The organism is Legionella sp. 39-23, assembly GCF_001897665.1.
GTDB classification, from domain to species: Bacteria; Pseudomonadota; Gammaproteobacteria; order Legionellales; family Legionellaceae; genus Legionella; species Legionella steelei.
On record NZ_MKTO01000037.1, the window covers coordinates 73,312 to 94,617 of the forward strand.

Below are 21,306 nucleotides of genomic sequence, written 5' to 3' on the forward strand. Positions count from 1 at the left end.
ATAGTTTAAAAAATTAGAATTGTGTTTGCATCTGCATTGATAGTCTTTATTGTTCCATCTTCAGAATATGCTCAGTTTATTTTTGTTTGATTCTTGATTTCACGGGAATGAACGGTACTAAATTGCTGCGGCGCACATAATTTTCAATATTGATACAAAGGGATAGGCTCAATAAGTTAGGCTTATGTTTAAACATAGTCTATATTGTATAGATATTCTGCAGTTCGGTTGTTGTTCTCTTGCTATATAAACATGGATTAATTCATAAGGAAACTTGATTAGCAAGCGAACCTGTATTAGTAAGAAGTCTAATAAACATGGAAACTTTAATTAATACTCTAAGTCAAAATGCAACACTTTTTCCAGAGAGGATAGCCTATACCTTTTTAGGCGCAAATAAAAAAAATACTTTAACCAATAAGGAACTGCTACATAACGTAATTGATATTGCGTCGAGATTACTGGTAGTGACTCAACCCGGTTCACGATGTATTTTATTATTGCCGCCAGGATTAGAGTATATCGCCTCTTTTCTTGCTTGCCTAATGGCTGGCATTGTTGCTGTGCCCGCCTATCCTCCTCGTAGTAATCGACATACTCAACGTATTTTAGCAATTATTGATGATGCTAAAGCAGAGATTATCCTGACAACTACTGCAATTGCACAGCAATATGTTTTTGAAAAAGTACAAGTCATTGCCATCGAAGATGAGTCTCATGCGTCTTATAGTGGCGGAATGCCTCAGGTTTCTCTGGATGACTTAGCATTTTTACAATACACCTCTGGCTCTACCGGAAATCCTAAGGGGGTTATGGTCAGTCATGGGAATATTATTGCTAACACAACAGTTATTGATACTCTCTTTGAGGGAAAAATTGAAACGGTTTGTTCCTGGTTACCTCCTTTTCACGATATGGGATTAATTGGCGCCATTTTATATCCTTTAGCATATAACAAACACAGTGTTTTAATGGCACCGACCACATTCTTAAAAAATCCTTTCATTTGGTTAAAAACAATTAGTGATTATCGAGCAAATATTTCTCCGGCACCTAATTTTTCTTATGAAATGTGTGTGACGTCGATAACCGATGAGCAAAAAAAACAATTGGATTTAAGTAATTGGCTATTTGCTCTTAATGGTGCGGAGCCTGTAAGTGCGAAAACCTTGGCTCGATTTAGCGAAGCATTTAAGGCATATGGTTTTCGAGCAGAGTGTTGTTATCCAGTATATGGGATGGCAGAAACAACGTTAATGGTTAGTGGTAAAAAAACGGCCAGTAGTACGCGAATTCTACAGGTAGATAAACACTCTTTACAGAATGAACACCAGATCCAATTGAATGAAACAGGAATTGATCATTTGGATTTGGTTGGCTGTGGTTATGCTTCTTCTGAGCATGAAATTAAGATTATCGACCCTCAAACTCTTACTGAATTAAAGGCATTCCAAATAGGTGAAATTGTTGTTTCTGGGCCTAGTGTTACCCAAGGATATTGGAATAAACCAGAGATTAGCCAGCAAATTTTTGAACTTAAGCTGCTAAATTCCGATAAGAAATATTTACGTACTGGTGATCTTGGGTTTTTGGATGAGTATGGTGAATTATTTATTACTGGCCGTTTAAAAGACTTAATTATCATCCGAGGTCATAATATTTATCCGCAAGATATTGAGTCAATTGTTCACGACAGTCATCCGGCGTTAATTCAACATGGTTGTGCTGCATTTACCTTAGAAATCGATGAAGAACCCGAATTAGTGATTGTACAAGAGGTGCATCGTCGCGCTAAAGATCACGATGAAGTTTTTAACGCAATTCTCCAACGTTGTAGTGAGGATTTACCCTTATTACCGGCTCGCATTATTTTAATTCAACAGGCAACGTTACCTAAAACCTCAAGTGGAAAAGTTCAACGCAATGCCACTCGTCAGGCAGTGGAGCGAAATGAGTTAAAAATTATTGCTCAATGGCAAAAAGCAAGCTTGGATGTTAAAACACAACAAATTGATTTAAATCCAAATGAATTACAACAATGGATGAAGCAATGGTTTGCGAAGCGGCTCCATCTAAATCCAGAAGCAATTAATTCTAGAGCTAATTTTGCTTATTATGGCGTTGATTCCAGCTTGGCGGTTCAGTTTTGTGGGGCTCTCGAATTTAAAGTTCAGCGTGAAGTTAATCCAAGTTTGCTCTGGGAACATTCAACCATAGAGCAATTAGCCTATTATTTGGAAACTGACCAAGACGGAAGGCAGGCACAGGTTACTCAGGAAATGGATAAAGAACATCCAATAGAACCGATTGCTATTATTGGCATGAGTTGTCGTTTTCCAGGAGGAGCGAATAGTCCTGAAGCATTTTGGGAGTTTTTAAAAGCAGGTGAGGATGGGATTACGCAAGTCCCTCCTGAGCGTTGGGATAGTGAATTATATTATGCGGCACAACCAGGCACTCAGGGAAAAATGGTAACCTCTAAAGGTGGATTTATTGATAATATTGATCGTTTTGATGCTGCTTTATTCAATATTAGTCGCCGTGAAGCAGAAGCAATGGATCCCCAGCATCGCCTCTTGCTGGAGTTAACATGGGAAGCATTGGAACGAGCAGGTATTGCACCTTTATCTTTAGATAATAGTGATACGGGTATCTTTATTGGAATTTCTTCGAATGATTATAGTCAATTAGCTCACAATACCATATCTAATCATGCAGATGCCTATTATGGAATAGGTAATGCGCACAGTGCGGCAGCTGGGCGTATTGCTTATTTTTTAGGGACCCATGGTGAATCAATAGCTGTGGACACGGCATGCTCTTCTTCGCTGGTTGCAGTGTTTAATGCATGTCAGGATTTGCATGAAAAAACCTGTAGCTTAGCTATTGTTGGTGGCGTAAACAGCATTCTTGACCCTTCTTTAAGTGTGAGCTTTTCACAAGCAGGTATGTTATCCCCTAATGGTAAATGCCAAGTCTTTGATGCTAAAGCGGATGGGTATGTCCGTAGTGAAGGGTGTGGCATTTTAATCTTAAAACGTTTGTCAGATGCGCAACGCAATAAAGATAATATCATCGCTGTGATTCAAAGCGCCGTAGTTAATAGTGATGGGCACAGTAATGGCATTACCGCACCTAGTCCTAAAGCACAACAGGACTTAATTGGTAAAGCACTTCATATGGCGGGCATTTTTCCAGATGCAATTGATTATGTTGAGGCTCATGGAACAGGTACTCGTTTAGGCGATCCGATAGAGTTTAATGCGCTGAAAAAGGTTTTTGCGACAAGTACACGCCAAAAGGATTTATATATTGGTTCTGTGAAAAGCAACATAGGACATTTGGAAGCTGCAGCGGGTATGGCTGGCCTTATCAAAACAGTATTGATGTTACAACATCGACAAATTCCACCTAATTTGCATTTTGAAATGGTGAATCCTTTAATTAACTTGGCATCAATTCCTGCGCGAGTTCCTACGGCACTGCATGAATGGGAAACTGGTGATGGAAAACACATACGTTATGCGGGTGTAAGCTCCTTTGGTTTTACTGGAACTAATGCACATTTAATACTTGCCGAATCTCCAACTACTGATGCAACCATTACACCCACTGATGCTCCTCAGCGGCCTTTGCATGTTTTTACTTTATCGGGACATACGCCAGAAGCTTTAGCCGCACAACAAACAAGATTATTAGAGTTTATCCAAGGTGAAGACTGTGTTGATTTGGCCAGTTTATGCCATAGTCTTGCTATTGGTCGCAGTACATTAGATTATCGATTTGCTATTTCAGTACAAACACATGGTGAATTAATTGAGAAACTGCGCGCCGCAATTATATCTAATGAGTCTGTGGGGCTAAATGTTGGTAAAACTACCTTTTTATTTACCGGGCAAGGATCACAATATTCTGGGATGGGGTGGGAACTTTATAATAGCCATCCATTATTTAGGAAAGAAGTGGATCATTGCAGTCAATTATTGGCGGATTATTTGCCTGAACCACTCACGACCGTGATGTTTGCTTCAGAGAAAGCTTATTTACTGAACCAAACTCAGTATACCCAACCTGCTTTGTTTGTTCTTCAATACGCTTTAGCTCAATTATGGATGAGCTGGGGGATTCATCCTACAGCAGTTATTGGCCATAGTGTGGGCGAGTATGTTGCTGCAACTGTAGCTGGCGTTATGAATTTGGCTGATGGTTTAAAACTTATTGCCGCTCGCGCAAAACTCATGCAAGCACAGCAAAAAGGCAGTATGCTTGCGGTGAATGTGGAAGAATCCCAGGCTTTAGCATTACTTGATGAGTTCAAGGCTTGTTCACCCCATGCTATCTTAAATATTGCTGCGGTAAATAGCGTTAGCCAGGTTGTATTTGCAGGTGAGGAAGGGATAATTCGTCTATTAGATCAGAAGTGTCAGTTACAAGGCCTGAGAACAACTGAGTTGCAAGTGTCTCATGCATTTCATTCAGAACTCTTGCGCCCTATGATTGCTGAATTTAAGCGGATTTCTGCAAGCATTCAGTATCATGCACCTAAAATGGTACTTATCTCGAATGTCAGCGGCAAAGCGATCTCGGCTATCAATGCAGATTATTGGGCCGAACATGTGCTCGCTACAGTTCAATTTAGCGCCGGGATACAGGAATTACTTTTAGAAAATTATCGCACTTTTATTGAAATAGGGCCTCAGCCAGTTCTATTAAATTTTGCCAAGGAACATTCTATTCAGCCACAACAGATATTGTGGCTTGCTTCCCTCAGGAAAAATCAATCCAACTGGCAAACGTTATCTGAGTCAATCGCTCAACTTTATAAGAACGGGAATACAATTGATTGGCATGCTTATGATGCTCCATTTAAGTTACAGATTTCTGCAAAACCTTTACCTACGTATCCTTTCCAGCATCAATCTTATTGGCTGACCGTGGATCCTATCGCTCAAGAGAATAGAGTCCTAGATAGTTTTCTAAGCCAATCTCTTTATCAGGTGGAGTGGAAACCATTGGCTGAGGCTCATAACCCTGTGGAGCCAACGTCAATTACTGGTACATGGTTGATTTTTGCAAATAAAGATTCAGAAAGTAAGAATATGGTGCGTCATTTATCAACCTATTTACGGGATGTTATCGTGGTTAATCCCGAGGTAAAATATCAAATATCCCGAGATACAGTAATGCTTAATCCTTATCAACCAGAGCATTTTTTGAATTTCTTAAGCAAGCACTCAGAAATCCGGGGTGTTTTCTATTTGTGGGGTTTAGTTGGCAGTGAGTTTTTTCAAGAGGAGCAATTAAAAGCCGCAGCTTATGATGATTTTAATCAATTAATTAGATGCTCTTGTGCGGGTTTGCTTCATTTAGTGCAAGCACTCATGCACCAAAAGCAGAAGAGTAAGCTATGGACTCTAACCAGAGCTACAACGACCATACAGCATCAATCTCTGCCATTTTTTTCACCATTGGTGGGCATGGGTAAAACACTAGTGCTTGAATATCCCGAACTGGATTACCATCATTTTGATGTTGATGTGGGAGCAAAAGCCGAAAAAACAGCGCAAAAACTCCATCAACTTATCAGTCAACCTTTCCAGGATGAACCAGTTTTAGCTTATCAACAAGGTGCATTATATGTGCCACGTATTGTCACTGCACCATTGCCTCGTTCGATTGAAAATAAAAAAACATTGCGAAAAAATGGTTCTTATCTGATTACTGGCGGACTGGGGGGGATAGGATCGATTTTATGTAAGTGGCTAATGCATCAAGAAGTCAATTCTATTATTTTACTGGGAAGGCAGCCTTTAACCGATAAAATCACCGAAAGACTCAACGAGTTTCGTGTGAATGACATAGCAATCCAGTATCTGCAAGCTGATGTTAGCGATTACCAGAAATTGCGTCAGGTTTTAACCATGGCACAAAATACAATGCCCCCAATTAAAGGGATCTTTCATACAGCAGGTACCTTAAGTGATGGTTTGTGGTCGCATTTAACGTGGCAGCAGTTTGAGGAAGTTTTCCGTGCGAAAGTGCAAGGTTCATTTAATTTACACTGTTTAAGTAAAGAACTTATGCCTGAGTTAGAACATTTCATTATGTTTTCATCCATTAGCTCTTTATTTGGTTCGCCAGGACAAGCGAACTATGCTGCGGCTAATACATTTCTCGATAATTTAGCTCATTATCGCGCGCAAGCAGGATTACCTGCATTAAGTATTAATTTTGGTCCTTGGCAAGAAGTAGGTATGACCCGCAATTTAGTGCAATCTTGGTTGGCTTATGGTATTCAAAACATTAGTGAGAAAGTAGGGTTGGCTTCCCTAAAGCGTATGCTATCAAGTTCTTTCACACAATTGTGTTTGATGCCGAATAATATTGTTTCCGTGATGGAACATTTACCGCGCTCCTATAAGAAATTATTAGTAGAGATTCTTCCCGCGACCCAAGAGAACCCAACACCTATTTCTCAAGTAAGCAACCGACAAGACCAAGATTTTATTACGCGATTAAAGAAAGCGCACCAACAACAGCGACTGACTGATTTAACAAACTTATTCATCAATGAAGTTCGCATCATTCTTCGTTTAAAAGAAAGCGATGCGTTGCCGATGAATGCCAATTTGTTATCACTTGGGATGGACTCATTACTTGCTTCGGAATTATTACACCAGCTACAACGCAAATTATTGCTTGAAAATCTAAGTATTCAATCTTTATTATTTGAGAACCGCTCTCTTGAAGATTTGATTTATTTTTTGAATGAAAAAATAGGCGACGCCGAGAACTCGGAAGAAACCACCTTGTTAACTAAAGCGGCGCGTCATTTATTACAGCTTTCAGTGCAACAAATCCGAATTTGGAGACATATCCAGGATCAGCCCGCCAATCCTGCTTATGTAGTGACTAATTTGTTTCAACTTGACGGTTCTGTGGACGTGTTGATTTTGGAAAAAAGTATCCAACAGGTCATTGAGAGACATTCCATGTTACGTTGCAGTTTTCATATTTCTATGGGAACGCCATTTCAATTTTGTCATGACCAAGTTGATTTTAAATTACATTATTTTGATTTTCGCACTTTAGAAGCCAAGAACCAAAACAAACAAATCAATCAATTGTTGAAAAAAATAAGTCATCATCAATTTGATTTGCATAAAGCTCCATTATTGGAAAGTTATTTGATTCAATATGCTGAGAAACAATATGTTTGGGCCTTTAGTGTGAGTCATTTGCTAACAGATGGGGGCAGTAGTCTTATTCTGTTTCAAGATATTCTGCATTTTTATGCATTAAATCAAAATCGAAGCAGCCAAACCTTACCTGCGGCAACACCTTATGAAGATTTTGTTGATTGGCAATTAGCGAATGTAGTGAATGGTACTTACGAAAAATACGTTGCGTTTTGGCATGATACCTTGCTGAACTATAATCCTCCCGTTTTGCCTACGGATAAACCCATCCCACAACAGGCATTAGCCATAGGAGCGAAAGAACCTATTCATTTCTCTGTAGAACTACTTAATAAGTTACAAGATCTGACAAAACAAAGTCAGGTGACTCTTCCTAATTTATTATTTACGGCTTATGGATTGTTACTCGCACAGTTTGCTCAAACCGATCAAGCTTTTATTACTATGCTTTGTGCTGGGCGAGAAACAGAAAAATACCAGACAATTATGGGTAACGTGGCTAATGAGCTACCCTTGATTATCCATTATTCTCCGGTAATGAGTTTCATTGATATAGCAAGACAGTTACAAAACTGCCTGGTTCAGTTTTCTGAATATCAGTATTTACAACCAGAACAAATTACAGAGATTGGTTTGCCGGTACCGGATGTATCTTTCGACTTTCAACATTTGGAGATCAAACCTGTTGATCCTGGTTTTACGCTGAAACCATTCGCTTTTGATGATGCAAATATCCCTCTTTGGGGATCTAATCCCCGTAAGCTTTCTTTAAAGTTTACTTACAATAGAACCTTATTAACTGGATACCTTAAATATCGAGTTGATTTGTATGACTGTGAAACGATTGCTCATCTTACTAGGCAGTTTCAGACGATAATTAAGGAGGTTGTCGATAAACCTGAAAGGACATGTAGCATCTTAACTGATTTGTGTGGAGCCAGATTATGAGTAAGTCCTACTTAATAAAACCCCCTTTGTCCATATTCAAAGAATACGATGTGCGCAGTCAAATTGGCGAAGATTTAAATGAAAATACTTACTACACCCTAGGGCTAGCAATTGGGACTGAGCTGCAGGAAATCCATGGATTGCACGTGCTATTGCTCTGTCGTGACAGTCGTGCCAGTAGTGCTTCATTTACAGAGTCCTTAATCAAAGGCTTATTGGAAAGTGGCACCCGGATAATCGATATTGGTTGCTTACCAACCCCAGTGTTACATTTTGCAATGTATGACTTGCAATGCCAGTCTGGGTTAATGGTCACTGCGAGTCATAATCCCGCAGATTATAATGGTTTGAAGATCACTCTAGGCGGCAAGAACTATTACGGGAATAGGCTTCGAGCGTTATATCAACGCATTATGGATGAAAAATTTTTCATTGATAAGGAAGAAAGCGGAAAGTTGATTCAATACCCTCCTGAACAAGTGATAAATAAATACATTCGTGTCATCAAAGGACGTATGGGAGGAATGAGAAAATTTCGCGTCATTGTGGATTGTGGTAATGGTGTTGCAGGGCATGTGGCTCCTCAATTATTGACTGCTCTGGGTTGTGAGGTCATACCCTTATATTGTGATGTGCAATCAACGTTTACTCATCATCATCCAGATCCGTCAATAGAAGGAAATTTAAGTGATTTACGCCAGGCTGTTTTGGAGCAAAATGCTGATGTAGGTGTAGCTTTTGATGGGGATGGAGATCGTTTGGGTGTTGTAGATAATCAAGGCTGTATCATTCCTTCAGATTATTTGTTGCTGGCTTTTGCTGATGCATTGCTTAAAAAAGAACCTAATGTGGGCGTAGTATTTGATATTAAATGTACCCAACATTTAAATGAGTACATCTTAGCCCGCAAAGGACGCGCGATTATGACTCGAACCGGCATGGCGTATATTATGGCAGGCATGTCAGAGCATAAAGCCGCAATCGGCGGAGAGTATAGTGGGCATTTCTATTTTAATGATCGATGGCTGCAATATGATGATGGTATTTATGCTGCAGCACGTGCAATAGAAATGTTAAGTGCACAGATAGGAGATAGTCATCATTTTTTTGCGCAATTTCCTAAGTCATTAAGTACTAATGAATTAAAAATTAATATTGCAGAACATTTGAAAGAAGAGTTTATGAGGCAGTTAATTTTACATGCTCCTCTGCATATAGGAGGTGAGCTTACCTATATTGATGGGTTAAGAATAAACCTTGCCAATGCGTGGGGACTAGTTCGTCCCTCCAATACGGGGCCTTATTTAACGCTTCGTTTCGAAGCAAAGACTTATGATGCCATGCAAGACATTAAAGGGTTATTTGGAAGATTAATTACAATGATTAATCCCTTATTGGAATTGCCTTTTTAACGAGAAGCAAATGGATAAAACAGTTATTGCAGCATTTGATTTTGATGGGACGTTGACTACAAGTACGTCAAGTCGAATCCTATTTTTAAAGTACCTGGTTGGTTTACCTAAAGTAGTAAGTAGCCTATTGTCGAGTTTTGTTTATTCAGAGCTAGGACGCTTTAAGCTGGATAGGTTAAGTTGGCATGATTATCTCGATAATCTTATTTTAAAAGATCGAGATAAGAAGGAACTTAATGAGCAGGCTATGCAGTTTTTAGAACAAGTACTCATCAAAAAATTGCGTAAAGAAGCTTTAGAATGCCTCAATTTTCATCAACAACAAGGTCATACCTGTGTTTTAATTAGTGGAGCATGGGATATTTACCTGAAGCCTTTGGCAAGACGATATCACTTTAAGCAATTGATTTGTACTGAACTGGAGTTTGACCCTGTAAGTCATAAAAGTACCGGACGCATGCGAAATAAATATTGTCTGGGACAACAAAAATTAGAAGAATTTAAGAAGCTCTATGAACATAGAGAGGACTATGAACTTTATGCATATGGAGACAGTGCTAATGATATCGCATTACTCAATTACGCCGATCATGCTTTTTATAAATGTTTTAAGTAAATGCCATCCATAATAATGAATGAAATCCATAAGTAATTTTGTGAAAAGTCAGATTTGAATGCAGGTTGAGTGAAACTGATTCTCAAAAAGCGCAGCATAGACGACTAGGTGGGCATTTTTGAGAATCAGTTTCACTTAAGATGTGCCAAATATGGCTGTTCAGAAATAACAACCTACACCATCATAACCAATAACATGACATAATTTGTACGCACTGTGATCCAATCGATAAGTTACAGAACCATAATAGGCAATGATAGTTCCATTTTTATTTTGCTGAATATGCGGCGTCTGCAAGTGCTCTCCGGTTTCACAATTGGAATGATTTTGTACCCACACTCCTCCTTCAGAAACAATGCGTGTTTTACTTGGAGTAAATGCATTCTTTCCACAATCCCTAGCTGCCAACTGTTCCATTTTAGGGGCAGAAAAGACAAGATCATAACCTGCGGTGGCTGCTTTAACTGCTTGTTCGGCATCTAAAATACCATGTCCACAAGGTTTTTTACCCACACACGATTTATTGGGATCAGTACTTACCCCAAAATTATGGGTTGTTGCAAACAATAATTGCTCCACTTGTTCTGCGCTAAGTACCTTTTCACTCGCAGCAAAAATCAATCCCGCGACACCTGCAACATGTGGGGTAGCCATACTGGTTCCTTGATAAAAATCAAAACCCGAGCCATTATAACCGCCACCGGGATTCACTGTAGATAAGATCCCACCCCAAATACCATAACGCTTGTCTCCCCCTGGGGCAGCCAAGGTAATGCTTGGACCATAGTTAGAAAAATAGGATCTCAATCCTTCAGGGCCAGTGGATGCGACTTTCATGGTTCCATTGCAGACTGCAGGTGCATTAAAATGTTCCCAAACATTGTCATTTCCCGCGGCAACTGCCAATACGGCACCTTTTTTACGTGCAAAAAAGACTGCTTCTTGTAGAGCCTGGTCGCAATAATCAATTTCATCTTTAGGCCCCCTATCCACACCAAAGCTCATATTCAATATTTTTGCTGGATGGATGTTTGTTGGAACTCCGGGAACCTCGCCTCCTACGGCCCAATAAATAGCATTAATCACTGAACTTTCATAAAACATGCCATTGGCGGCAGGAATTTTTAAAGGCAGAATTTTCAAATCTTCACCCATACCACTCATGATGCTTCCATAACCTGCAATTGTTCCAGCAACGTGAGTACCATGGTAAGACCGTGTTTCATCAATCAGGTTGTTATTATTTCCTGCAAAATTCCAACCCCATAAATTCCCGACACTGTCCTTAACCAAGTTATTGATCAAGCTATCATTTAAGGCAATTCCAGTATCTAAAACTGCAACCACGATAGGTTTTTTAGAAATACCTGTGGTATAGGCCCAGGCACCATCTTTAAATCCAGGTTTCGATTCCAACATGATTCCCGCAGGGCGAGTAAACTCATCCCATTGGCTTTCATGAGATAATAAATCACCGGTGTCTAGAACCTCAGGATCAGGAACCGGTTTAAAGTAACTTACTCGGTCTTTAACCGCATATAAAACTTGAGGATTTTTACGTAGGCGCTCTAGAATCAAGGACGTTTCATCCTCATCATCTCCTTTAGCTAAAGGGCTATTTGTTGAATCTAAAACGAGTAAAAAAGCACCATTAGCCATAGGATTAAATTCTTTCACGGGTAATTGGGTCACTTGCTTTATTTGTGACTTTAAAGAAGAAGCGTTGCTTATTTGCTCTTTATATTTGATGATTACTCGAACTGTATTTTGCTCAGGCGCAGCAAAAACACTGTGCGCGATTGATAAAAGACCTAAACCTAAAATCCCTGATTTAAACATGCAACATCTCCTTATATAGTGCATCGCAATTCAGTATGCTATAAGGCACAGGGCAAAACAAGATCACCCTTGTCACAAAATATTATCCTCCTCTACAGAGTGTATTAGACTTAAAAATTTGCAATTGAAATTCTTGAGATGCTCTATATACTGAATCTATCTGTTTGTTTGTATTAAAAATTTCATTATGAACTTGCGCACTTTTTTTTATAAATCAGCCACGCGCTGCGTCCGAAAAATACAATCTTTGCTTGGTTTAATAACACTTGGTTCTCGAGCCATTATTGTGAATCATGACCATCGGATCCTTTTGGTAAAGCATACGTATCAACCGCATTGGTATTTGCCTGGTGGTGGTGTAAAAAAAGGCGAGTCCGCTCAAGCAGCATTAGTACGCGAATTAAAGGAAGAGGTCGGCATCATCCCAACTGAAGAGCCCCAATTATTTGGGATTTATTTTCATACTTATATGCAAGTAAATGACTATCCCGTGATCTTTATCATTAAAAATTTTACCTCTGTGGAAGCTTATTCTCATGAAATTGAACAAATGGCTTGGTATGATTACGATGATTTACCTGACATGGTAAGTCCAGGAACAAAACGCAGGCTTGATGAGTATTTCGGCAAGAATATTCGATCAGATAGATGGTAGAGAAATCATTCAGTAGTTACAATTTGATGTATTTATTTAAAACTAAGCACTCTATCGTTTTTCAATGATAGAGTGCAGTACCTTTTTTATTAAGATAGTTCTATTTGTGAAAGAACATTAACTAAATGATCAATATCGTCTTCATTATTGAAATAATGTAAGGAAATCCTAATTCCTCCGTCACGTTGGGTTACCCAAATATTGTTTTCTTCCAATTTTTTCATGACATGTTCTAAATTGTTAAAAGGCCCCAATAAAGTGATTCCAGATCGATAAGAACCTGGGTAATCAGACTTAATAGGAATGTTGATTGTTATGATCTTCTCAACTAAGTAATTTGTAAGCGATTGTATTCGTTCACTGATTCTAGGAATACTGAGTTCATTGATTAAATCTAAGGCAGCATCTAAACCAGAAAAAATGGTCATATTATCCCAACCAAGCTCGAAAATTCGCGCTGTATTATAGAAAGAGCACTTACCATCGAAACTCATAGCACTTTCTACACTACGCCAACCTACGAGACTAGGTTGTAATTTTTTGAAGAAGTCAGGGTGAATATACATAAATGCAATACCCTCCCCACACCCTAGCCATTTGTAACAAGAGCATATTAATGCATCGATTTTTTGTTTTTTGACGTCAATAGGAAAGGCACCGATTCCCTGAGTTCCATTAACAATAAAATTTGCATCTGGACAATATTCTTTAATGAGTTCTAAAGGAAGCTTATAGCCATTTCCATAATGAATAAAGCTAGTAACAATGGATGAAATTTGATTCATGTTTTTGTTTGAAATAGTTTCTAGCAGTTCTTGCATAGAATCTACCCAATGGATATTGTGTCCATTATTATTCCATGGCAAAACGGTAGAACCAAAATCGTTTTTTGCTATTAAGACAGAATTTTGTGGTTCGAGTGACTGTGCGATAGCATTCATACCAAAAGATACGTGCGGTATAAAGGCTATGTGTTCTTTATCTGCATTAATTAATTTTGCTATTTTTTCCCTGCAATGTTCCATTATTTGAATGTTTTCACCAAAAGCTCTTCCACCCAATTGAGCAACAGTTTCATATCTATTTTGAATTGCTTTAAGAACTGGCAGAGGAAGTGCTCCTCCTCCAGCAGTCATAAAATAGGTTTGTTGTTTTGCAACAGGAAAAAGATCTCTGATTACATCCCAATTTATCATAATAATTTACCTCTTCTCTTTGCACTTAAAACCTGAGCGATTCTCACAAACTTCTCTATTCTACTACCGCGCTTTATGCGCGGTATCTAGAAGATCCTTTAAAGCGCGAATATGGACTTGAATGAATCGATAGAACCAATTAGAAGTTAATCTGCAAACGTTCCGCAATTTCACTTTCACTTAAATTATCAATTTTATAAAGTGTTCCGGCCTTTGCTTTAGCAACCCCTAATTTGCTTGCTAATGCATTAGGGTTATAAATAGTGACTTTCTCAATATCAATATTTAATTGTTGCTTAATCTTCTCTTTTACCACCTTAATTAATTCATTTTTCTTATCATCAGTTAGGATTGAATTAAGTTCGATTTTAATTTCTATTTGATCATTCTTAGAGATAATTTGATAATCACAACCAATTTCTTCAAATTGGAAGAGGATCTCTTCAATTTGAATCGGAAATACTGAGAGTTTGTTTTTGGGACAGTATATCTTATCAGCAGCTCGGCCAAGTACATGAATCACAGGTGTATCGTATTCACAGCCGCAATGATGTTGGAGCATTCCAAAATCGCCCGTTTTATAACGCAATAAAGGCATGTAATTTACATTGGTATTGGTGAGAACGATATTGCCTATTTCATTTTCTTGAGTTACTGGAGTTTTAAAATCATCTTTAAGTAACTCAACAATCAAATAAGGATTGGAAGGTAAATGGTAGTTATGCTTGCTGCATGAAACCAAGCCACCACTATCCAGCTCAGTCAAGCCATACACGCCGTGTACAGAAGCACCGCCATATACTTTACTCAATCGTTGGAACTTCGTTTTTGAGATAATCTCACCGGTTAAGATGATTTTTTTTATAGAAGATTTGCAAGGATCAATACCTTGTTCTGTCATTGCTTGTGCATAGCGAAGAGTTTCTAGGGGTCTCCCAATCAGAAGCTCTGGTTTTAAACGCTCTATAAGTTCAATTACTTTTTGGGGCATACATACTAAAGTTTTTACCCCAGCTGGAATAGCAGTGATCCCGGCTTTGGTTAATCCTGCAAAATATTTTATTCCAATTGGATTCATTTCAAATGGAAGTGCGATTATAGCGCGCTTCACTTCATCTTTATCTAAATTAAGCCAATCAAAAATGAAGTTTGCAAATTCCCCGCCTCGTTCAGGTCCCAGATCAGGGATAACTGGAAAAGGATTTCCTGAAGTCCCACTTGTTTCGAAATAAGAAGGTGGATTAGTCTCTAACACTTCATTAACTAAAACAGAAATATTAGGTACATTTTTATCAATTAATGGAAAATGCTTTAAATCTTCCAAAGAATCAATAGGGTGTTCTATATGCTGATAATAATCCTTATAGAATTGAAAATTGCTTTTAACATGCTCTAATAATTGATTAAAACGACTACATAATACTTCTTGATCATTCTTGTTAAGTAAAAGGCTGGACATGTTTTACCTCAAGTTATATTAAAAATTAAAATATTCCAATGCCCCTTCATGGGGCACTGGATCTATAAATTGGATAGATAAAAAAATTATTGTTAAACAGTTTCAACGATATCTTCGAGTTCTTTCGCACCAAGATCATAATTACCTTTGATCCGTCTCATCAAATACCCTGCATATTCAATGGGTTCATATTTCGGAGGAACATTATTTATAACAAGTGGAGAAATATTCGCGTGCATATTGGGCTCAAAGAAAAATGGGATTGAATATCTTTCTTTTCCTGAAATATTGATAACACGATGTGGCGTAGAAATATAGGTATCATTACTTAAGCGGCGCAGCATATCACCTGTATTCAAGACAAATGCACCTTCCAAAGGTTCAACATCTAACCAGGAATCATCCTGTTGTTTCACCTGCAAGCCGCCCAGTGAATCTTGAGCTAAAATGGTGAGTATTCCATAATCAGTATGTGGTGCAATACCATATTGATGTTCAGGAATAATATTAGGCTGAGCTGGATAATTTTGTAACCGTAAGAAAGTAGTTGGGTTGACAAAGTATTTGTCTAAAGCGTAGTAGTCTTGTCCCATTGAAAGAGAAACCATACGAATTAAATTTCTTACTAATACAGTTAATTCATCTCGATAATGAATTAATGTATTCTTGAAATTAGGAAGTAACTTTTCATCGGGCCATTGATTTGGACCAGCAAGGTTAATCCTCTTTTTAAAATCTGGGTCATTGTCAGCAACTTCATGTCCAAGAATAAAAGCTGAACTTTGATTAGGCTTTACTGCTTCTCCAAGTGTTGATACAGAGAGGATAGAGGTCGCAAACGGCATGTAGCCTCTAAAAAATTCATTTTGAATAATTTTAAGTTTTTCTTCCTCTGGAAGATGGTGAAATAACTTAGCCTGTTCAAAAATAGAATCTATTAATTCTTTTGAAATTCCATGATTTTTAATATAAGCAAAGCCAATATTACTGTAGACATACTTAAATTCTTCTGCCAGCTCCATTAATTCCTGTTTAGTTTTTGCTGCACGTATCGCTGAAACATCAATTACAGGTATTTGATCATATATTTTCATTTGAATTTCCTAAAAAAAAGCACTTTAAATTAATTATCGGCATTAGCTGCAGAAGAACATCCTGGAGTATTTTTTTTCTTAAAACGAAGATAAAGCCATTGGCATTTATCTTGGTCTTCTTCAGAAAGGAATAATTCGCGAGTTTTAGCCATACCAATAGTGAGTGGTTTAGGATAAATAATAAAGTCGTAACCCATTTTTGCCCACATTGGCATGACGATTGGACATTCTTCTATTAAATAATCCAAGCCATGTCTGAATAATGTATCTTTATCGGTCAATGGATTGATCAGAGAAAGTCTATCAATGTAAGTAAGAACGTTGGCTTGGATTGCTTCAGCGTACTCTTTGTTTTCATGATACTCTTTGACTATTAACTCTTTTAATCCGTCATAATCCGAATGGTTAAGTAATTCATCCCAGCGAATAATTTGATGCGGTAACTTAAAAAGATTTAATGCATGCTGACTTCGCTCAAGCCAGAGATCACCTGCTTTTTTAGAATATTCAGTAGCTTTTTCTAATCCCATATTCCCTCTGTGATTATGTCTTTGCAGAGTATCTGCCATAACAATATCACATGACTTAAAAGCATATTTATTGACTAATTCAATCGTTGCTAAAAATTTACCCTTTTCATGGTAAGCTTGACCCACGCTAATAAATAATAATGCTTTCTTACCTGTAAAATCTGGAATCTTATTTTCACTATTATTCTCAATATCTAACTCCGAATATCTAAAAGACGCCTTATGCGTATATAGATCAGACAATGAAATGGCGCTGGGTTCTTGTTCAATTTGGAGAGTAGAAAACATAGATTGCTGTGTAGAAAACATGGTTATCCTTTGAATAAAATATTTATTAATTTTTTATACAACTATTGAACATCATGAGCTCTAATAAAATTTTATGATTTTAATATAAGCATATTGTTAGAGGCAGGCGATTATGCGACTTTTTTTGGAAATGTGCAACAATTTTATAAGCTGGTTATGAATAAGTCTTTTTTATCCAATGAAGATTAAGCTATAAGTTTGAATTTAAACGATATTTTATATATAAACAACTGTTACAAAATTGTAAAAAAAGGTAATAATATAGGACAGTAAGATCGAATACTGCCCATCGAATTTTAATTCAGCATACAACAAAAATTTTTCTGAAGATGGTTTATGAAACGCCCAAACTATAAACTCACAATCAATAACGATATTGATTTGACTTATAAGGACCATTAACCGCCACACCTAAATACTCCGCTTGCTCCTTGGTGAGTTGGGTTAATTTTGCTCCGATTCTCCCCAAATGCAATCGAGCTACTTTTTCATCTAATTGTTTGGGAAGAACATAAACTTGTCGATCATATTGAGTTGCATTTTTAAATAACTCAATTTGCGCTAAAACCTGATTGGAGAAAGATGCTGACATGACGAAACTTGGATGTCCTGTAGCACATCCTAAATTAACCAAACGTCCCTCAGCCAACAGAATGATACGCTTACCATCAGGAAAAATTACATGATCAACCTGTGGCTTAATATTTTCCCATTGATATTTCTTTAAACTGTGGACATCAATTTCAGAATCAAAATGGCCGATGTTGCATAAAATCGCCTGATTACGCATACGCTTCATATGTTCATGGGTCACTACATGATAATTACCTGTAGCAGTAACAACAATGTCCACCTGCTCGGCAACATCATCTAGAGTCACAACGCGATATCCTTCCATTGCAGCTTGCAGGGCACAAATAGGATCAATTTCTGCAATTAAAACAATAGCACCCTGACCACGCAGTGCTTGTGCGCAACCCTTACCTACATCTCCATAACCTAAAATTAGGGCAACTTTTCCTGCAATCATTACATCAGTAGCGCGTTTTATCCCATCCAGTAAGGATTCGCGACAACCGTATAGATTATCAAATTTGGATTTAGTGACAGAATCATTCACATTAATCGCAGGGACTTTTAAATCACCCTTTTTGGCCATTTCATACAATCGAGCGACGCCGGTAGTTGTTTCTTCAGAGATTCCTTTAATTTCTGATAACAACTCCGGAAATTTTTGATGTACAATTTGCGTCAAATCCCCGCCATCATCTAGCAATAAATTAGGAGTCCAATGATTCGGTCCAGTAAGAGTTTGTTCAACACACCACCAATACTCTTCCTCAGTTTCACCTTTCCAGGCAAAGACCGGAACACCATTGGCTGCCATAGCTGCAGCAGCATGGTCTTGAGTAGAAAATATATTACAAGAAGACCAACGCACCTCAGCGCCTAAGGCAATCAACGTTTCAATCAGCACGGCTGTTTGAATGGTCATATGCAAACAGCCTGCGATACGTGCACCCTTTAATGGCTTGGTTGTAGCAAATTCTTCACGCAGAGCCATTAACCCAGGCATTTCCGTTTCAGCAATCGCTATTTCCTTGCGTCCCCAAGAAGCCAGCGACATATCAGCTACTTTATAATCTTTTGTCATATTGCTTCCTGCTCCTACTTTATTGACTACTTCCATTTAGCATCTCCTTATAAAGCTTTACGTAACTCCGCCACTTTATCCAATCGTTCCCATGGAAAATTCTCGCGTCCATAATGACCATAAGTTGCCGTTTGTCTGTAGATTGGACGAAGCAAATCATGATGTTCAATAATACCCTGTGGCGTTAAATCGAAATGAGCCAGAATTAATTCAATGATCTCACTATCTTTTAAACGGCCCGTACCAAAAGTTTCAACAAAAATTGAAGTAGGTTCAGCCACACCAATTGCATAAGAAATTTGTAATTCACACTTATCCGCCAATCCCGCAGCAACGATATTTTTTGCCACATGCCGTGCTGCATAAGCTGCAGAGCGATCCACTTTAGAAGGATCTTTACCAGAGAAACATCCACCACCATGTCGCGCCATACCACCATAAGTATCTACGATGATTTTACGACCAGTCAGGCCACAGTCTCCTAAAGGACCACCAATAACAAAACGGCCTGTTGGATTGATAAAATAACGTGTTCTAGGAGTTAACCACTCGCTTGGTAACGTAGTCTTAATAATTTCTTCACGGACTGCTTCAACTAAATCATTATAACCAATATCAGCCGCATGTTGTGTGGAAAACACGACTGTATCCACTTCAACGGGTATTCCTTTTTCATATTTGAGGGTCAATTGACTTTTAGCATCAGGTCGCAACCAAGGTAATGCACCTGATTTACGTAAATGAGCTTGTTTTTCCATCAATCGATGTGCGTAAGCAATAGGAGCAGGCATGTAGACATCGGTTTCACGGCTGGCATAACCAAACATTAAACCTTGATCTCCAGCACCAAGAATTTTTGTTTCTTTATTATCTACACCTTGAGCAATATCAGGAGATTGTTTACCTATAGCAGAAAGTACAGCACAAGACTCCCAGTCAAATCCCATTTGTGAGCTGTTATAACCTATGTCTTTTACTACTTGCCTTGTTACAGCTTCCACGTCCACCCATGCTTTGGTAGTAATTTCGCCACCAACTAATACCATACCTGTTTTAACAAATACTTCACAAGCAACACGTGCAGAAGGATCTTGCATTAAAATAGCATCTAGAATTGCATCAGAAATCTGATCCGCGATTTTGTCAGGATGTCCTTCAGAAACCGACTCAGAAGTAAAAACGTGACTTTCATTCATTAGTTAATCCTCTTTGAATTTTTATATATCCTATTTCATCAATTGTATAAATTCATTAAATATTATTTCTATATCATGTGGTCCAGGGCTGGCTTCAGGATGTCCTTGAAAACCAAATGCCGGTTTTTCCTTATGTCTAATACCCTGTAAGGTGTTATCAAATAAAGAACGGTGCGTAATCGCTAGACAATCGGGTAAACTCGCTTCATCTACCGCAAATCCATGGTTCTGGCTGGTTATAAAAACACGTTTTTTCCCTTCAGTTTCAATTACAGGATGATTTGCTCCATGATGGCCAAATTTCATTTTTTTGGTCACACCACCACAGGCTAAAGCCAAAATCTGAAACCCCAAACAAATACCGAATAAAGGAATGCCTTGTGCTAAAAACTCTTGAGTGGCGCGTATGGCATAATCACAAGCCTCTGGGTCTCCTGGACCATTAGACAAAAAGATCCCATCAGGATTCATTGCTAAAACTTCTGCAGCAGACGTTTTCGCTGGAACTAAAGTTAAATGGCAGCCTTTATCATGCAAAATACGTAAAATATTGTGCTTTACACCAAAATCATAAGCAACCACATGGAATTGTTGCGGCTGAGAATCTCTGCCCCATTCACCTTGGCCATCATGCCATCGCTCTATGGTTTTTCTAGAAACTTCTAAAGCCAAATCCACACCCTGCAATCCAGAGAAAGCTCTTGCTTTGGCTAAAACCAACTCAGGGTTCTCTACATCAGTGCTGATGCAAGCCCCTACAGCACCATGTTCTCGCAAACGTAAGGTCAAATCCCTAGTATCAATTTCAGCAATAGCTACTACACCATTTTTTTTGAGCCAATCTGGAAGAGATTGCTCAGAACGATAATTACTAGGAATTATTGAAGAATGACGAAGCACTAAACCCGCAGCCCAAATTTTATTTGACTCCATATCCTCATGGGTGCATCCAGTATTCCCTACATGGGCCGTAGTCAAAGTAATGATTTGTCGTGTATAAGAAGGATCCGTGAGCATTTCCTGATAACCGGTTAGCGAGGTATTAAAAACCAACTCTCCGACACAATCTCCTGTTGCTCCTATCGAAATGCCTTCGTAAATGGTGCCATCTGCTAACACTAAAATTGCTGGTTGGTTCATCATGGATCTACTCTATTTCGTTATTCAATGTGTTTTTTAGCGGCTTGGGCTCTGCAACC

12 protein-coding genes are annotated in these 21,306 nt (G+C 38.3%); 4 read left to right on the forward strand and 8 right to left on the reverse strand.

The window, feature by feature from the left end; translation table 11 throughout:
- The first annotated feature begins 317 nt into the window (after nucleotides 1-317).
- Genes BGO44_RS13105 through BGO44_RS13115 form a run of 3 tightly spaced genes read left to right on the forward strand, consistent with a single transcriptional unit; the run spans nucleotide 318 to nucleotide 10,175 of the window.
- Nucleotides 318-8,147, forward strand: coding sequence for a type I polyketide synthase (locus BGO44_RS13105; protein WP_273197269.1), 7,830 nt, complete (start codon nucleotides 318-320; stop codon nucleotides 8,145-8,147).
- The gene (locus tag BGO44_RS13110) at nucleotides 8,144-9,559 is read left to right on the forward strand and encodes a phosphomannomutase/phosphoglucomutase (protein ID WP_058509438.1); all 1,416 of its coding nucleotides are present in this window, start codon (nucleotides 8,144-8,146) and stop codon (nucleotides 9,557-9,559) included. Before BGO44_RS13105 ends, BGO44_RS13110 begins: the two co-directional genes overlap by 4 nt.
- 10 nt (nucleotides 9,560-9,569) lie before the next feature.
- Nucleotides 9,570-10,175 (forward strand): HAD family hydrolase, encoded by a 606-nt coding sequence (locus BGO44_RS13115; RefSeq protein ID WP_273197272.1) that lies wholly within the window; start codon nucleotides 9,570-9,572, stop codon nucleotides 10,173-10,175.
- Between the two features lie 159 nt (nucleotides 10,176-10,334).
- On the opposite strand, the gene BGO44_RS13120 is transcribed toward BGO44_RS13115, so the two are convergent.
- Nucleotides 10,335-12,014 carry a S8 family serine peptidase gene (locus tag BGO44_RS13120; RefSeq protein WP_273197273.1) on the reverse strand — a complete coding sequence of 560 codons (1,680 nt, stop codon included), beginning with the start codon at nucleotides 12,012-12,014 and terminating at the stop codon, nucleotides 10,335-10,337.
- Nucleotides 12,015-12,201: 187 nt separating this feature from the next.
- Between BGO44_RS13120 and BGO44_RS13125 the strand changes: the two genes are divergently transcribed.
- Nucleotides 12,202-12,669, forward strand: coding sequence for an NUDIX domain-containing protein (locus tag BGO44_RS13125; RefSeq protein ID WP_273197276.1), 468 nt, complete (start codon nucleotides 12,202-12,204; stop codon nucleotides 12,667-12,669).
- Nucleotides 12,670-12,758: 89 nt separating this feature from the next.
- Here BGO44_RS13125 and BGO44_RS13130 read toward each other — a convergent pair whose 3' ends face one another.
- From BGO44_RS13130 to carA, 7 genes are all read right to left on the reverse strand, one after another.
- Nucleotides 12,759-13,865, reverse strand: coding sequence for an aminotransferase class V-fold PLP-dependent enzyme (locus tag BGO44_RS13130; RefSeq protein WP_273197278.1), 1,107 nt, complete (start codon nucleotides 13,863-13,865; stop codon nucleotides 12,759-12,761).
- A gap of 139 nt (nucleotides 13,866-14,004) precedes the next feature.
- On the reverse strand, nucleotides 14,005-15,324 hold the full coding sequence (locus tag BGO44_RS13135) for a phenylacetate--CoA ligase family protein (RefSeq protein WP_273197280.1): 1,320 nt from the start codon (nucleotides 15,322-15,324) through the stop codon (nucleotides 14,005-14,007).
- Between the two features lie 92 nt (nucleotides 15,325-15,416).
- Nucleotides 15,417-16,418, reverse strand: a complete 1,002-nt coding sequence (locus tag BGO44_RS13140) for an isopenicillin N synthase family dioxygenase (RefSeq protein WP_273197283.1) — start codon at nucleotides 16,416-16,418, stop codon at nucleotides 15,417-15,419.
- Between the two features lie 29 nt (nucleotides 16,419-16,447).
- Nucleotides 16,448-17,257, reverse strand: a complete 810-nt coding sequence (locus BGO44_RS13145; RefSeq protein WP_058509431.1) for a hypothetical protein — start codon at nucleotides 17,255-17,257, stop codon at nucleotides 16,448-16,450.
- Between the two features lie 364 nt (nucleotides 17,258-17,621).
- Nucleotides 17,622-18,947, reverse strand: a complete 1,326-nt coding sequence (ahcY, locus tag BGO44_RS13150; protein WP_273197285.1) for an adenosylhomocysteinase — start codon at nucleotides 18,945-18,947, stop codon at nucleotides 17,622-17,624.
- Between the two features lie 11 nt (nucleotides 18,948-18,958).
- A complete protein-coding gene (gene metK / locus BGO44_RS13155; protein WP_273197288.1) occupies nucleotides 18,959-20,107 on the reverse strand; it encodes a methionine adenosyltransferase in 1,149 nt (382 codons plus the stop codon).
- A gap of 30 nt (nucleotides 20,108-20,137) precedes the next feature.
- Nucleotides 20,138-21,250 carry a glutamine-hydrolyzing carbamoyl-phosphate synthase small subunit gene (gene carA, locus BGO44_RS13160; protein WP_273197291.1) on the reverse strand — a complete coding sequence of 371 codons (1,113 nt, stop codon included), beginning with the start codon at nucleotides 21,248-21,250 and terminating at the stop codon, nucleotides 20,138-20,140.
- Between the last annotated feature and the right edge of the window lie 56 nt (nucleotides 21,251-21,306).

Excerpts from the sequence above, each read along its gene's own strand:
- BGO44_RS13105 (WP_273197269.1), top strand. The coding sequence starts at position 318 with ATGGAAACTTTAATTAATACTCTAAGTCAAAATGCAACACTTTTTCCA.
- BGO44_RS13110 (WP_058509438.1), top strand. The coding sequence starts at position 8,144 with ATGAGTAAGTCCTACTTAATAAAACCCCCTTTGTCCATATTCAAAGAA.
- BGO44_RS13115 (WP_273197272.1), top strand. The coding sequence starts at position 9,570 with ATGGATAAAACAGTTATTGCAGCATTTGATTTTGATGGGACGTTGACT.
- BGO44_RS13120 (WP_273197273.1), bottom strand. The coding sequence starts at position 12,014 with ATGTTTAAATCAGGGATTTTAGGTTTAGGTCTTTTATCAATCGCGCAC.
- BGO44_RS13125 (WP_273197276.1), top strand. The coding sequence starts at position 12,202 with ATGAACTTGCGCACTTTTTTTTATAAATCAGCCACGCGCTGCGTCCGA.
- BGO44_RS13130 (WP_273197278.1), bottom strand. The coding sequence starts at position 13,865 with ATGATAAATTGGGATGTAATCAGAGATCTTTTTCCTGTTGCAAAACAA.
- BGO44_RS13135 (WP_273197280.1), bottom strand. The coding sequence starts at position 15,324 with ATGTCCAGCCTTTTACTTAACAAGAATGATCAAGAAGTATTATGTAGT.
- BGO44_RS13140 (WP_273197283.1), bottom strand. The coding sequence starts at position 16,418 with ATGAAAATATATGATCAAATACCTGTAATTGATGTTTCAGCGATACGT.
- BGO44_RS13145 (WP_058509431.1), bottom strand. The coding sequence starts at position 17,257 with ATGTTTTCTACACAGCAATCTATGTTTTCTACTCTCCAAATTGAACAA.
- ahcY (WP_273197285.1), bottom strand. The coding sequence starts at position 18,947 with ATGGAAGTAGTCAATAAAGTAGGAGCAGGAAGCAATATGACAAAAGAT.
- metK (WP_273197288.1), bottom strand. The coding sequence starts at position 20,107 with ATGAATGAAAGTCACGTTTTTACTTCTGAGTCGGTTTCTGAAGGACAT.
- carA (WP_273197291.1), bottom strand. The coding sequence starts at position 21,250 with ATGATGAACCAACCAGCAATTTTAGTGTTAGCAGATGGCACCATTTAC.